Raw genomic sequence first — 14520 nt, 5'->3', positions numbered from 1 at the left:
GGTTAGGATTTGCTGCCTTTACCGAAATTAAATTTCACTTTCTCTACAACTTGTATTTTAGAATTACCTTTGGGATATTGTTTTTTTGAATTATTCTTGGTTGCAGGTTTTTTCTTCGAAGGCGCTTCATCACCTCGAGAACGCTCTTCATCTCTTGGTTTGGCTTTAAATTCTGGTCGCTCTTTTACACTTTCTTTCGCTGGAATTTGTGCTTTGTGTTTGGCTAAAACATCATTTGGATTTTTTGGATTTTCTTTGGTTCCACGCAAGTGAATAACCAATCCATTTAGAAAATTACGTAGCACTTGATCGCCACATTCCATGTAATTTTCATGTTTTTCATCCCGAAAAAAAGCACCTAGCTCTGATTTGGTTATTCTAAAATCTACCAATTCTAATATTTCAACTATTTGATCGTCACGCAACATAAGTGCAACGCGAAGTTTTTTAAAGATATCGTTATTTGTCATCATCATAATTTTTTACAAAGGTACGTTTTAAAAGCAATTACAACACAATTTTAGTTTTAGAATTGGTTTGATGATAAAATATTTAAAGTAAAATTACGCCGGTCCCATTGTGTTCAGAATAGGTAGTTTTTCCATATTCGAGCGTGATTCCGGTAGCAATATCTTCGGCTAAAAGCAATGCGCCGTCCATATCTACGTAATCCAATTGCGGTAATAAGTGAGCTATTGCTGATATCCCCACCGTAGATTCCGTCATGCAACCTACCATTGTTTTCATACCTAGCTGTTTGGCTTCGTTAATCATGCGTCTGCCTGGAGTTAAGCCGCCACATTTGGCTAATTTTATATTCACTCCATGAAAATGATGTTGACACTTTGCGACATCCGTTTCAATGATACAGCTTTCATCAGCGATAATTGGTAAAACAGTATGCTTGTAGACTTCCTTGTGTCCTGCCCAATCATCAGCTTTTAATGGTTGTTCTAAAAATTCGACACCTAATTTTTTTAATTCGATGGCGTTACTGATCGTTTCATCAACAGTCCAGCCGCAATTAGCATCTATGCGAAAAACAGCATCAGTATGTTTTCTAAGAGCAGTAACAATAGCAATATCCTCTGGCGTTCCTAATTTTATTTTATAAATTGGCCACGGCAGTTCTTTCATTTTTGCAATCATTTTTTCGATAGAAGCAATTCCAATGGTATAATCTGTCAATGGATTTTTATCGATCGTATAATTCCACAATTCGTATAGTTTTTTTCCTTTTTTACGCGCATACCAATCATTATATGCGACGTCAAGAGCGCATAGAGCAAACATATTATTCTGCAAATAGGGATGGATTTTTGTCCAAAATTCTTCTGGAGTTTCGGTAATACTCGCTTCAATTAATGGTCTAATTTTTTCTAAATCAGCACGCATCATTGTAACGGTAGTGTGGTAATAAGGGTTGGAAGTGGCTTCGCCGAAACCAGAAAACCCATCGCTCTTTAATTCAACAATTAAAGATGGCTGAAAGTCGATTGATTTTCTCGAAATTGTGAAGGTATGTTTTAATTTTAGGTTGTACTCTCTTAAAATCAGTTCCATAAAATATCTGTTTTATATTGATGCTATTAATAACCAAGCCATAAAATAGCTTGTACAAATCCATCTCGCCATAATTTTTCATTGTGTTGACCGTCTTTTACAATTTTTTTCTGGTTCAAGTTCAAACAATAACATCTGTTGGAATTCAGCAGGTATTCCATTTTGTTCAAATCAGAAACCATATCGTCACTTTCCTTGTCACCGCATAGAAAATAGATTTTTGCTTTTGTCTTTTTTGATTGTTCCATAAGGGTATAAATGTCTTTGGAGAACCAAAAGGAAGGTGAAAATACTCCTGCTTTACCAAATACTTCTGGGTATTTTAAAACCGCATAAAAAGAATTCAAACCACCAAGCGAACTTCCCATGATAAGAGTATGTTTTTTGTCGGGTTTGGTTTTGTAGTTTTTGTCAACGTATGGTTTTAACGTTTTCACGATAAAAGCTAAATAGTCATCGGCTTTTCCACCACCATATTTTACATTCTTGAAAGGCGTTAATTCCTCCATACGGGTATCATTTCCATGCTCGATTCCTATAATAATAACGGGTGCATTTAGACTGTCTAATTTTTCATCAACGTTCCATTCGCCAGCATACGATGTTTTGGCATCAAATAAATTTTGCGCGTCATGCATGTAAATGACCGAGAATTTCTTTTTTGAATTGGCATAATTTTTAGGCAAATACACCCAAATTTTCTTTGTGCTCTTCAATTGTGGGGCGTCAATTGTAAAAGTGGAAACTTGCTTTGTAGCAGTGCTCCCAATATTTTGCATTTTCTCTTGCGCATTTATTTTTACGGGTATTAAAATAAAGAGGAGGAGTAGGAACGTATTTCTAATCATTATTAGTTTTTGTGTTTTAAATTAAAAACAATATTTTAGCTAAAAATAATAATTTGATGAATACATTCGAAGAAAAGAGAAGTTTACTTTTAGAGATGATTGCGTTTTCTACTGTTGATGGACAATTGCACAAACGAGAATATGATTTCTTAGCAATTATTGCTCAAGGGTTACAGATAAATAAAGACGAATTTAATCAGTTTTTTCATGAAGAGGCACCACAAATACCTATTAAAACAGAGTTTTTGCGTATTCAACAATTTTATAGATTGGCCTTGTTGATGTACTGTGACGGAATTTTACATGAAAAAGAAATGATTACTCTTCAGCAAATTGCAATAAATATGGGATTGAATCCGACAGCAACAAAAAGAGTTCTTAAATTGATGCAAAACGCACCAAACGCAATTATTGACGGAGCAGTTTTGTTGAATGTTTTTCAGGAGCAGTATAATTAAGTCAATTGTCCTTGCAATGCTTTTATTTCATCACGTAATTTAGCCGCTTGCATAAAGTCTAATTCTTTAGCAGATTTTTCCATTGATTTTCTTTTTTCACGAATCAGTTTTTCAATTTCAGGTTTAGATAGGTACAGGTTTTCTGGTTCTGCGGCAGCGTTCAAAGAGTTTCCTAACTCGTAATCTACTAGCGGGTTTTTTGTAAAGGCACTTTCTATCTTTTTGTTTAAAGCCTGAGGAGTTAAATTATTTGCAGTATTGTAATTAATCTGTTTGGTTCTGCGATAGGTAGTTTCATCAATCGTTTTTTGCATACTATTGGTAATTTTATCTGCATACATAATTGCTTTTCCATTCAAATTTCTCGCAGCGCGGCCAATGGTTTGTGTAAGCGAACGATGACTTCTTAGAAATCCTTCTTTATCCGCATCTAAAATTGCTACCAACGAAACCTCAGGTAAATCTAATCCTTCACGAAGTAAATTCACACCAATCAAAACATCAAAAATCCCTTTTCGCAAATCTTGCATAATTTCTATTCGTTCCAAAGTATCTACTTCAGAGTGAATGTAACGACAACGAATATTGACTTTAGTTAAATATTTGGCTAGTTCTTCGGCCATTCTTTTGGTTAAAGTCGTCACTAAAACACGTTCGTCAATTTCGGCTCGAACCTGAATTTCTTCAATTAAATCATCTATTTGGTTTAAGCTCGGTCGAATTTCAATAATGGGATCTAATAAACCTGTAGGACGAATTACCTGCTCGACAACCACTCCTTCAGTTTTCTGTAACTCATAATCTGCTGGTGTAGCGGATACGTATATGACTTGATTCTGCATGGCTTCGAACTCTTCAAACTTCAACGGACGATTGTCCATCGCAGCAGGAAGTCGAAAACCATATTCAACTAAATTTTCTTTTCGGCTTCTGTCTCCGCCATACATAGCGCTTACTTGTGAAAGCGTTACGTGGCTTTCATCGACCACCATCAAATAATCTTTGGGAAAATAATCCAGTAAGCAAAAGGGTCTTGTTCCGGGCAGTCGGCCATCAAGGTAACGCGAGTAATTTTCTATTCCAGAACAATATCCTAATTCTCGGATCATTTCTAAATCAAAATTGGTGCGTTCTTCCAAACGTTTTGCTTCTAAATGTTTTCCTATTTCCTTGAAATAATCAACTTGTTTGACTAAATCTTGTTGGATTTCCCAAATTGCATTTTGCAATACATCTGGCGAAGTCACAAACATATTAGCGGGATAAATAGTCAGTCTTTCAAATTTCTCAAGGACTTGAGAATTCTTGGTGTCAAAGCTTTCGATCTCCTCAATTTCATCACCAAAAAAATGAATGCGGTAGGCTTCATCTGCATAACTAGGATACACATCAACAGTGTCTCCTTTTATCCTGAAACTTCCAGGATTAAAATCGGCTTCAGTTCTAGAATATAAACTTTGTACCAATTGATGTAATAATTTGGTACGAGAAATAATCTGGCCTTTCTCAATTGGAATTAGATTTTTCTGAAATTCTATCGGGTTTCCAATACCGTACAAACAAGAAACCGATGCTACTACTAAAATATCTCTACGTCCAGAAAGTAGTGAAGCAGTGGTTGACATTCGCATTTTTTCCAGTTCTTCATTGATGGACAAATCTTTTTCAATGAAAACGCCTGTAACGGGCATAAATGCTTCGGGTTGGTAATAATCGTAGTATGAAACAAAATATTCGACAGCATTATTCGGGAAAAATTGCTTGAATTCCGAGTATAATTGTGCTGCCAAAGTTTTGTTATGTGCCAAAACTAATGTTGGTCTTTGTACTTCTTGGATCACATTGGCCACCGTAAATGTTTTTCCGGATCCTGTAACTCCTAAAAGCGTTTGGAACTGATCTCCATCAACTATTCCTTGTGCTAATTTTGCGATGGCTTGCGGTTGGTCGCCTTTTGGCTGGTAATCAGATACTACTTGGAAATTCATTTAAAACAAGGGACAAAGGTTAAGAGAGACAAAGGTACAAAGTTTGGATTCTTTTTTTTCTAAACTTTTTGCCAAAAAAAAACCATCCCGATATGACAGGATGGTTTCATTAGAGAAATATAAATTATTAGAAACTGAAGCTTAACCTAGCAAAAAGGAAACGACCATTTTGACCAAATTGAGAGGTACGTCTTGAGTAAGTGAATTGATTACCTGTAGTCTGATCAATAGTATTATTCGCTGCAGTAGTTGGAGAATAAATTATATTACCACTTGCATCTACACCAGATGCACGTAAAGCGACAGTTTGTGTTTTGAAGTTTACAGTTGGGTAAATATCTAATAGGTTATTGGCTCCAATTACAAATCTAGCATTTTTAGTAAAATTGTAACCAACGGATATATCAGTAATTATTTTTGCATCTAATATTAAATGTTCATTTTCTACATGTCGTCCATTTACAACAATGGCATTAATAGTTCCATCACCATTTGCATCAACAATTTCACCATCGGTTACTTGTCCAAAATATACGTTTCTCAAAAAGAAATCGAATTTTTTGTATGACAGACTATTGGTTAAGTTGAATTTAACTCTTGGTACTGCCTCTTCTAGATAAACTCTGTTAATTTCTGAATAGTATCTGTTTATTTGGCCATTATCGACCAAGATTTGAGAAGCGTGAATATCGCCCACTTTTCTTGTTTGAGAAAAAGTTCCAGCTAAATCATTATTCAATGTAATGGCTTCGTTTAATTCAATTTTATGACTAATTACGATGTCTAATCCTTTTGATCTAGTGTCGATGGAGTTGCCAAAAAATTGTGCAGCTGTTGCTCCTGCGGCGTCAAAAATGCCTTGTAAAGTTGCTCCTGTAGAACCAGGTGTTTGTGCACCAGCTGGTCTGGCAAATTGATCTGTTAATACTACTCTATCTTTAATATATATACTGTAAGCATCTGCGGTAAAGGTTAGCTTTGCCGACGGAATTTTTGCAGTAAAACCAACGCTGGCACTCTGAGATTCCTCTTGTTTTAATTGTGGAATTCCTAATAATTGAGCCGCTTGTGAATCATTATTAAAGGTTCCAACCTGCACTGCGGTACCAAGTGCAAACTGTGTAGACGTATTATTAAAATATATTTGGTGCAAGGAAGGCGCCCTAAATCCAGTTGCAACAGCACCTCTTACATTAAAGTTTGGCGCAATTTTGTAACGAGAAGCTAATTTGTAATTTAAAGTATTTCCAAAATCAGAATAATTTTCAAAACGTACAGCTCCATTCACCATCCATTTTTCAGTGATTTCATACTCTAAATCAGCATAAAGCGCTACACTATTTCGATCTTTGTTCAAAGCATTAGCTGGGCCAAAACCTGGGAACACTTGTACTCCCGCTCCGCGATTTGTGCCATAAAAATCAGTAACTCTTAAGTTATTAGCTGTGGTCGCATTTACAAGCGCACCATTTATGTCATATGCAGCATACGATTTTTCTTCTCCTGCTGCAATTATATAATTTTCGTGACGAAATTCTGCTCCGAAAGCTACATTTAATTTGTCGAATTTTTTGCTTACATCAAAATTGGTTGTGTTTTGTGCAAATGATAATTTACCAGAATCAAATGTGCTTGGCGACAATGTTCCTAAAGTTGCATTTATCGAATTTTCTACGTTGAAACCAAATGAGTTTTTACCATAAGTATTACTCAAATCATAATTCCAAGTTTCAAAAACTTTACCTCTTAAACCTACAGCTGCAGATATATCGCTAATTTCCGAATGAATTTCTGGTAAAAAACCATTAGGATAAACAGCAGTCGAAGCATTGGCTGTACTTGGTCTTCTATAGTTACCAGCTGCCGCACCGTTTCGGTTACTATAACCACCGAAAGCATATAATTCAGAATTTTTGGATATTGGATAAGCTGCATTTACAAATATTTGGCTACTTGCTAAAGAAGATTGCCCTACTTTTTGATTAAAGTCTCTTCTAGTCAAACCCCTTGCAGCAATTTCTTGGTCGGTATTATTAAAATTCAATGCAGTTCTAAGTGCTGCAAGAGTTGTAGCACTGCTTATTTCCGACTGTTTTGCTGGAGTGAAATAGCTTACTTGTGGTGCATAAGTTTTTATTGCCGAAATTAAAGCAGTTTGATTAGCAGCAGTCATATTGTTACTATTTCCAAAATAAGAATTGACATCAATTCCGTTGGCTGATGCTACACGTTCGATTGCATTATAACCGGTAAATTCTTGTCTTGTGTCTCCTTCAAGTCCTGCTCTTCCTGTTTGGTCTCTTAATTGAAAACTTCCTGTAAAGTTTATAAAACTTTTCTCTTTACCAAGACCAGTTCCATAGTTTAAATCCAGCTGAAGATTGTTTCCATCATTTCCGCCAGCATGGTCGTTTGCTCCCTTAGAAAAATGACTTCCCGCGAAAAGTGCTACCTCTAATTTGTTTGTGTTTTTCTTCACATTTAAGTTGATTACACCTGCAATAGCGTCAGAACCATATTGTGCGGATGCTCCATCTCGTAATACTTCAATTTTTTCAATAGCAAAAGCAGGAATAGCATTTAAATCGGTTCCTACAGCACCTCTACCAGGTGAACCATTAACGTTTACTAGAGATGATGTATGACGTCTTTTTCCATTTACTAACACCAGTACTTGATCCGGACCTAAACCTCTCAATTGAGCTGGGTCAATATGATCCGTTCCATCAGCTACAGTTTGCGTGGCAGATGTAAAGGATGGTGCTACCATATTCATAATTTGGTTCAAATTTACTTGAGGTCCTTTAGAATTGATCTCTTTCATGCTGATAACATCAATAGGCACTGCAGATTCTGTTACTGTTCTGGCGGCATTCCGGGAACCGATTACGACAACATCTTGCAACGTTTCTCCACTTCCCGTCAAAGTAACATTTAATGTTGTTCCAGTTACGGTTACGGATTTAGTTTCTAATCCCACATAAGAAAATTGCAAAACGTCTCCAATTTCAGCATTGATGGTATAACTCCCATCGATATCTGTTGTTGTGCCTTTTTTAGTTCCTTTTACAAGAACCGTTACGCCAGGTAAAGAGTCTCCTTTTTCATCAACAACGCGGCCTTTAATGATTTCAGCCACTGCGTTTTGATTTAAAAGTGAGATAAATTCTCCATTACTTCCTGTTTTATCAATTTCTTCCTTTTGTAAAATAATTTGATTGCTAACTTCAGTATAATTAATTTTTAATGGTTTTAAAATGCGATTTAGTACACTTGATAATGCTTCATTATTAGCAATAACACTCACTTTTTGGTTCAATTGTGACATTCTCGAATTATACGAAAATTTCACATGTGCTAATTTTTCAAGTTTAGTCAATGCAGTATCTAAGTTCAAATCGGTCACGGTAATAGTTACCTTTGTGTCCAGTTTTTTTTGACCTCTGATATTGTTCGCTATTGTTACACTTGAAAAGACAAGCGCTAAAACAAATTGAAATAAGGTTATTTTCATAATTCGAATTAGTAGTCGTTGTTTAAGGACGGTTTTTTTCATAGTTTTGGTCTGTTTTTATTAATATTTGTTAGTTAGGGTATTGATAGAACACTGCAGTTACTCTTTACAGAGAGCGAATTGATTTTATTCAAGGCGTCGAGAATGTTACAGCATTTTCGGCGCTTTTTTATTGTATTGTTTTTATTCATTGGCGAGTTGCTATTCGTTACATCCGTCAGATATAATTTTAATTTGGTTTCCATTCATTTCATAACTCGTATTGTTACCAATGCTTTTGCAAATAATTTTTAATTTTTCAGGTAAAGGCTGATCGCTTAAAGAGGTAGTGAGATAGCAATTATTTAATTTTGTTTGAGGGAAATCAATTTTCACTAAATACGCCTGCTCAATAGTTTTGAAAATTTGTGAAACAGGAATGTCTGTAAATTCAAATCCTAATTGCTCTATATTACTGGTGGAACGACTCAATGATTCATCCTGTGTGATATCAGTAATCTTATTAAAAAGTAAGCTTTTTCGAACGAATCGCAAAGCTTGATTTGGTAATAAAACAATCAGTTGGTCTTTTGGATTAGAGATTAATTCATTAGATCTTACTTTTACTTTTCCAGTTCGAACCACCACTTCCACATTTGGCTGATTAGCGTATGCTTTTATTTTAAAACTGGTTCCTACTACTTTTGTAACTATTTCATTCGCAAAGACGAAAAATGGTTTTTTAGGGTCTTTACTGATTTCGAAAAAACCTTCACCAGAGAGGTACACTTTTCTTTCATTGCCCACAAATATTTTAGGATAACTTAGTTTACTGTTGGGTTGAAGTAAAACAGAACTACCATCGGATAATGTTATAATTTGTGGTTTGTCTGAATTGTTAGTTTGCTCAACTAAACCTTCGTCATTTTCGTTTATAAGTTCACTATATGTCAGTGCAGCGTTTTCAGAAGTGTTGCTTTGATTGTATAGCCAGCCTGTTAAAAGGCTTATAATCAAAACTACAGCTACTCCATTAAACCATCTTTTTCGCAAAAGTTTAAGAACTGGTTTCTCCTTTTTATTTCCTTCAGTTCTTTCAATTTTTCCCCAAGTAGCTTCTAGAGCATGTTGAACCTCATCCGCAGCTAAATCATCATTAGGAACGTTCATCGCTAAAAGCCATAATCTGGATTCTTCGACCAGTTTAGCACGACTGGAATTTTCTAAAGTCCATTCTTCCCATTCTTGTTGGACGTCTTTGCAACACACCCATAATCGGAATGATTCATCAGCTAAAAAGTGTTCTATCTCGGTATAATTATTACGGTGTTGCATCAAAAAAAGGGTTACAATTATATAGAGGACAATTTTTTTAATTGATACTCACTAAATGGTATTTTTTTTTGGAAGACTAGAACGCCAATGTAAATAGCATTAAAATGCAACAGATAGTTCCTTTCCAATCTTTGCGTAAGCTTAACAGTGCTCGGTGCAAAAGATTGTTTGCTGATTGATAATTAATGTTAAGTGTATCAGCAATTTGGTCTACAGTAAGTTCTTGGGTGTAACGAAGATATAAAGCCTCTTTTTGTCGAGAAGGCAAATCATTAATCAGTTGATTGAGATGTGACACTTTAGAAGCTGTAGTTTCATCAGAAATAAGTTCGTGTTCTATTGAAAAATCAAATAAAAATTCAATCGTATCTATAGAGGAGCTTAGCCTAAAAATACGATCCCGTTCTTGTGATCGGGTAATCCGCTTGCGAACACAGGCTAATAAGTAGGCTTTTACAACTACTTTGTCACTCAATTTGTCTCTGTAAATCCATAGATCTGTAAAAACATCTTGTACACAGTCTTGTACTTTTTCAGGATAAGGAAATAAGGAGTTTCCATAACGGACTAAATGAGAATAATGTCTTTTAAAAAGTACTGAAAAAGCATTTTCATTCCCTTCTTTCAGACTGTTCCAAAGTGCGGAGTCTTCAAGTATGTCGATATGTAAGGGCTGCTTTTTTACCATTTAGTTTGAATTAGCTCATTATTTTAAAAGTAAATTATCTTAAAAAGAGTATTTAATTTTTTTTTGGATTTAATAGTAAGGTTTTTAATTCTCTTTTTGATGAATCGTCAAAGAAATGTATTTGTGACTATTTTAAATATTTATTTATCAAATCTAATTAAAATTATGTTAATAATTAATTTTTGTTCAATATTTTATAAAAAAAAATAACTATTTAGGAATAGTTATTTTTTTGGAAAAATAAATTGTGGAAAATTTAATTATAGATTTAAAATAGAAGTGTTTAAAGGGCTTCCTTTTAAATGAATAATTGGAAACTGTATCGTTACAAATTGATTTTCAAGACTATCAAAGTATTATTAGTGAGATGAAATATTCAGGTGAAAAGGAGTTTTTATTCGAATTTCCATGCTTTTTGCTGTGCTACACTTAAAAAAGTCCAAGCTACAATTCGGCTTGTTTTTTGGCCTTGAGCCATATCAATGGTTTTAATTTCGACAGCGCTGACTTTGTTTAATGTTTTGTATAGACTAGAGAGATTTTCTTTTTTCGAGACTAAAGTCGTAAACCACAAACATTGCATTGGATATTTGGCACTTTCGTATATCATCTGAGTCACGAAACCAAGTTCGCCACCTTCACACCACAATTCGGCATTATGGCCACCAAAATTTAAAATAGGTTTAGTTGTTTTAGTAGCAGCACTCTGGGATTCTAAATTATTTATTTTTCGCAATGTACTTTTGGTAGCCTCATCTTGTGATGCATGAAAAGGCGGGTTACAAATCGTAAAGGTAAATTTATCCTCAGGCGTAATTATATTTTTGAAAATAAAACGAGCTTCCGTTTGTTGCTGCAAACTGATGGCATCAATTAATTTTGGATTTTCTTCAATGATCGCGCCACAGTTTTCTATAGCAAGCACATCAATGTCGGTTCCCACAAAACTCCAACCGTACGCTGAATTTCCTATAATAGGATAAATGCAATTGGCACCTACACCTATGTCTAATCCTTGAACGATCTCGCCTTCAGGAATGTTTCCGTTGTTGCTTGAAGCCAATAAATCTGCTAAGTAGTGAATGTAATCAGCTCTTCCTGGAATTGGCGGACACAAATAGTTTTTAGGGATATCCCAATTTTTAATATTGTAATGGTACAAAAGCAACGCTTTGTTCAGTGCTTTTACAGCATCAGGATTACTGAAATTGATGGTTTCTATTTGGTGCTCATTTACAGCGACAAAAGTTTTTAATTCAGGTGATTTTATAATTAATTGCTCAAAATCATATCCAAATTTATCAAGATTTCTTGGGTGTAAATTCGTCTTTTCGGTAATCGTTTTCGCTTTCATTTTCTTTATTTCGATGCAAATATAGGGATTCCAAAGTTGTAAATGCTTAAAGGCTTCATTGACACGATAAATAGCTCAGAAATAAATCATAAAATAAAACAACGTGGTTTTTTTGAAGCCTAAAAACGATTACTTTTATAAAAAATATCAGTAAAGATGGTTTTTATTCCTGCAAAATTTCGTTTCAAGAAACGCTACATCGTTTATAGTTTTTTGGTCTTTTATATCATAATGTGTCAAGCTTGTATGACGATGCGCTATTCCAGTAAGGAAACGAATGCCTTTTTTGGAGCTTCGAAAACCGTTTTTCTAGATAAGGATGCTCTAGTTGACGGACACAATCTACATTATATAGAAACGGGTAATGCTCAAAAGCCCACGTTGATTTTTGTACACGGATCGCCAGGAAGTTGGAATGCTTTTAAAGAATATTTACAGGACACCACCTTGTTGAAGAAATACCGTATGATTGCTATTGATCGACCGGGTTTTGGGTATAGTGATTTTGGGGATGCTCAAAATTTAACGGTGCAATCTCAAATAATAGGCTCCTTTATCAAACTAATCGATAACAAACAACCGATGATTCTTGTAGGACATTCCTATGGCGGTCCTATGGTGGCAAAGCTAGCTGCTGATCATCCTTCATGGTATAAACATGTTGTGATACTTGCAGGATCATTAGATCCAAAGGCCGAAAACCCAGAACAATGGCGCACGGTCGTTAAATCAGTTCCATTACGTTATTTAATTCCTGGTGCTTTGCGCCCTTCAAATGATGAATTGTGGTGGTTAAAAAAAGATTTATTTAGTTTAGCACCTGACTTGAAAAAAATAACAAGTGCTGTCACAATTATTCATGGAACCAAAGATGCTTTAGTGCCGTTTAGCAATGTGGCTTTTATGAAAAAAAGCTTTGTAGCAGCCCAATCAATTGATTCTATAGTTATTGATGAGGCCAATCATTTTATTCCGTGGAGTCATTATGAAATAGTTAGAAATGCATTATTGAATCTAGAGTAGATGCTAATCCAGACATTCCATCATCAATAAATCTCCTTCATCATGTGATATGGTAACCAGTCCGTCTTGTGCAACGTGGTTGCTGCTTCCAGTCCGATATCCTATAGTTAGGCTATCGTTTTTTAATGGATAAAATAAATTTTCAGAATGAATGCCTGTCACATTACCGATAGGAATTAACGAAATAGGCGTATTGGCAGTATACCATTTTTCGAATTTTTTGGGTAATAGAAAAACCTTAGAATGATCGTCTAGAATGACAATTTTTAATAGATTTCTATATCTGGTAATATTGGTGAGATTTGTAATCGTGTGATCTGCTCTTCGGCCAGTTGCCCAAACTACATTTACTGCCGGGATTTTTCTTTCTATTAAATAATCAAATGCCTTTTCTAAGTCGGTTTTGTTTTGATCAGGCGTATGAATAATTTCAATAGGATATTGCGATGTTTTGTAAATTTCAGGATCAAATCCTCTGTCAAAATCGCCTAAAAGAACATCGACTTTTATGTCTAATTCCATCACGCGAACCATTGCTGAATCTAAAACGATAACAAGTGGAGACCATTCTAAAAGCTGCCCTAATAATTCTGGATTACAGGAAGCACCATTGGCAATAATTAATGCAGGTTCTTGATCGTCGCGTACGATATGGTGTGAAGACATGAGGATTTATATTTTATGAATTTTGAATTTAGATTTTCTGGTACGTTTACACGATAAATTTTTGACTTTAAAGTTAGTTAAAATATGTAAACAGGAAACGGCAACTTCACTTTAGCCCAGATGGAAATGAAAACCAAAAACAGATTGTAAACTTTAGTTTTTTGACTGTAGAAGAGCGACCAAAGGAAGCTTCTTATACGGACTAAAAAACTGTTTAAAACCTGTTTTTGTTGAAATGAACAGCAGGATAAGCTCCCAATTATTCAACTGTATAATTTTTAACATCGACTTCACTTAGGGAAAAATAGCCCAGTGGATAATTAGCCGAATCTGTAGTGTTGACAATATTTCCTCTAACTGTTGCAGGTGGAGATTGAAAGGGTCCGCCGCCGCTATTACCAGCAATGCTTACTAAAATACTCATGTAATTGTAGTAGGCTTTTGAAATTCCAAAGTGGCTCACTTCGATAGTATCATCTTTTTTTAGCTCGTCATTTTGTGATATACTAAAGAATTCGTTTCCGTTAAAAAACTCATCTTCATCGACGTAAAAATCTGATTTTTTTCGATTGGAATAGGCATATTTATAAAGGTAATAATTGCTTACACCAGCGGGATCTTGATAATATGTTTTGATTTCTTTATTAGTTCCTGTAAAACCTCCTTGATTGTTTTGAACGATTTTAGTGATACTAGCAACAGGCTGCAAGGTTTCTGAAGCAGTGTAGGTATTGCCTTTACTGATAACCGTGAGTGTGTATTTTTCGTTGATCGTTGGGACAAAATTCGAACAAACATATTCGCCTGTATTTGGAATTTCAACAAAGTTAAAAACAATATTGGCGCTATTTTTTATAGACACAGTTGCGCCTGATACTTTTGGGATTTCAGTACTGTAAAATCCAGAAGTAGTAGTTAGTTTTATTTTTTGTTGGTTTCCAGCAGTGCCTTTTCTCCAGTTGATAGCCGCCTCAATAACCAGTTTTGGTGCTGCATTTTCTAAATTTACGTCGATCACATCTTCACAACTTGTTGTAAAAAATGCGATGATTGCTATCAGATAAAGTGTTATTTTTTTCATGATGTTTTATTTATTTCCTCTCT

General features: G+C 34.9%; 12 protein-coding genes. 2 read left to right on the top strand and 10 right to left on the bottom strand.

Features of this window, described 5'->3' with window-relative positions:
• Positions 1-2 precede the first annotated feature (2 nt).
• From ACNQGO_RS11615 to ACNQGO_RS11605, 3 genes are all read right to left on the bottom strand, one after another.
• Positions 3-470: a DUF1456 family protein gene (locus ACNQGO_RS11615; protein WP_417985327.1), complete on the bottom strand. Its 468-nt coding sequence runs from the start codon at positions 468-470 to the stop codon at positions 3-5.
• An 82-nt stretch (positions 471-552) separates the two neighbouring features.
• Positions 553-1563 carry a dipeptide epimerase gene (locus ACNQGO_RS11610; protein WP_417947942.1) on the bottom strand — a complete coding sequence of 337 codons (1011 nt, stop codon included), beginning with the start codon at positions 1561-1563 and terminating at the stop codon, positions 553-555.
• Between the two features lie 26 nt (positions 1564-1589).
• Positions 1590-2411, bottom strand: a complete 822-nt coding sequence (locus ACNQGO_RS11605) for an alpha/beta hydrolase (protein ID WP_417972083.1) — start codon at positions 2409-2411, stop codon at positions 1590-1592.
• A gap of 56 nt (positions 2412-2467) precedes the next feature.
• Between ACNQGO_RS11605 and ACNQGO_RS11600 the strand changes: the two genes are divergently transcribed.
• Positions 2468-2869, top strand: a complete 402-nt coding sequence (locus ACNQGO_RS11600) for an excinuclease ABC subunit B (protein ID WP_417972082.1) — start codon at positions 2468-2470, stop codon at positions 2867-2869.
• On the opposite strand, the gene uvrB is transcribed toward ACNQGO_RS11600, so the two are convergent.
• From uvrB to rlmF, 5 genes are all read right to left on the bottom strand, one after another.
• The gene (uvrB, locus tag ACNQGO_RS11595; protein WP_417972081.1) at positions 2866-4857 is read right to left on the bottom strand and encodes an excinuclease ABC subunit UvrB; all 1992 of its coding nucleotides are present in this window, start codon (positions 4855-4857) and stop codon (positions 2866-2868) included. The two genes, ACNQGO_RS11600 and uvrB, sit on opposite strands and share 4 nt — an antisense overlap.
• Before the next feature lie 127 nt (positions 4858-4984).
• Complete coding sequence (locus tag ACNQGO_RS11590) at positions 4985-8371, bottom strand: TonB-dependent receptor domain-containing protein (RefSeq protein ID WP_417985326.1); 3387 nt, start codon at positions 8369-8371, stop codon at positions 4985-4987.
• 201 nt (positions 8372-8572) lie between these two features.
• Entirely contained in the window at positions 8573-9685 is a 1113-nt protein-coding gene (locus ACNQGO_RS11585; RefSeq protein ID WP_417985325.1) for a FecR family protein, read from the bottom strand.
• 76 nt (positions 9686-9761) lie between these two features.
• Entirely contained in the window at positions 9762-10373 is a 612-nt protein-coding gene (locus tag ACNQGO_RS11580) for an RNA polymerase sigma factor (protein ID WP_417985324.1), read from the bottom strand.
• 394 nt (positions 10374-10767) lie between these two features.
• Positions 10768-11727 carry a 23S rRNA (adenine(1618)-N(6))-methyltransferase RlmF gene (rlmF, locus tag ACNQGO_RS11575; RefSeq protein ID WP_417985323.1) on the bottom strand — a complete coding sequence of 320 codons (960 nt, stop codon included), beginning with the start codon at positions 11725-11727 and terminating at the stop codon, positions 10768-10770.
• A 156-nt stretch (positions 11728-11883) separates the two neighbouring features.
• On the opposite strand from rlmF, the gene ACNQGO_RS11570 reads away from it, so the two are divergent.
• Complete coding sequence (locus ACNQGO_RS11570; protein ID WP_417985322.1) at positions 11884-12750, top strand: alpha/beta fold hydrolase; 867 nt, start codon at positions 11884-11886, stop codon at positions 12748-12750.
• Positions 12751-12753: 3 nt separating this feature from the next.
• Here the strand turns inward: ACNQGO_RS11570 and ACNQGO_RS11565 are convergent, their stop codons facing one another.
• Both ACNQGO_RS11565 and ACNQGO_RS11560 read right to left on the bottom strand, forming a co-directional pair.
• Positions 12754-13416: a thiamine diphosphokinase gene (locus tag ACNQGO_RS11565; RefSeq protein ID WP_309757700.1), complete on the bottom strand. Its 663-nt coding sequence runs from the start codon at positions 13414-13416 to the stop codon at positions 12754-12756.
• A gap of 259 nt (positions 13417-13675) precedes the next feature.
• On the bottom strand, positions 13676-14497 hold the full coding sequence (locus ACNQGO_RS11560) for a DUF4249 domain-containing protein (protein ID WP_417985321.1): 822 nt from the start codon (positions 14495-14497) through the stop codon (positions 13676-13678).
• Between the last annotated feature and the right edge of the window lie 23 nt (positions 14498-14520).

Origin of the sequence: Flavobacterium frigidum, assembly GCF_048286735.1 — a bacterium.
Taxonomy (GTDB): Bacteria; Bacteroidota; Bacteroidia; order Flavobacteriales; family Flavobacteriaceae; genus Flavobacterium.
This window is presented reverse-complemented; position numbering and strand designations above follow the sequence as displayed.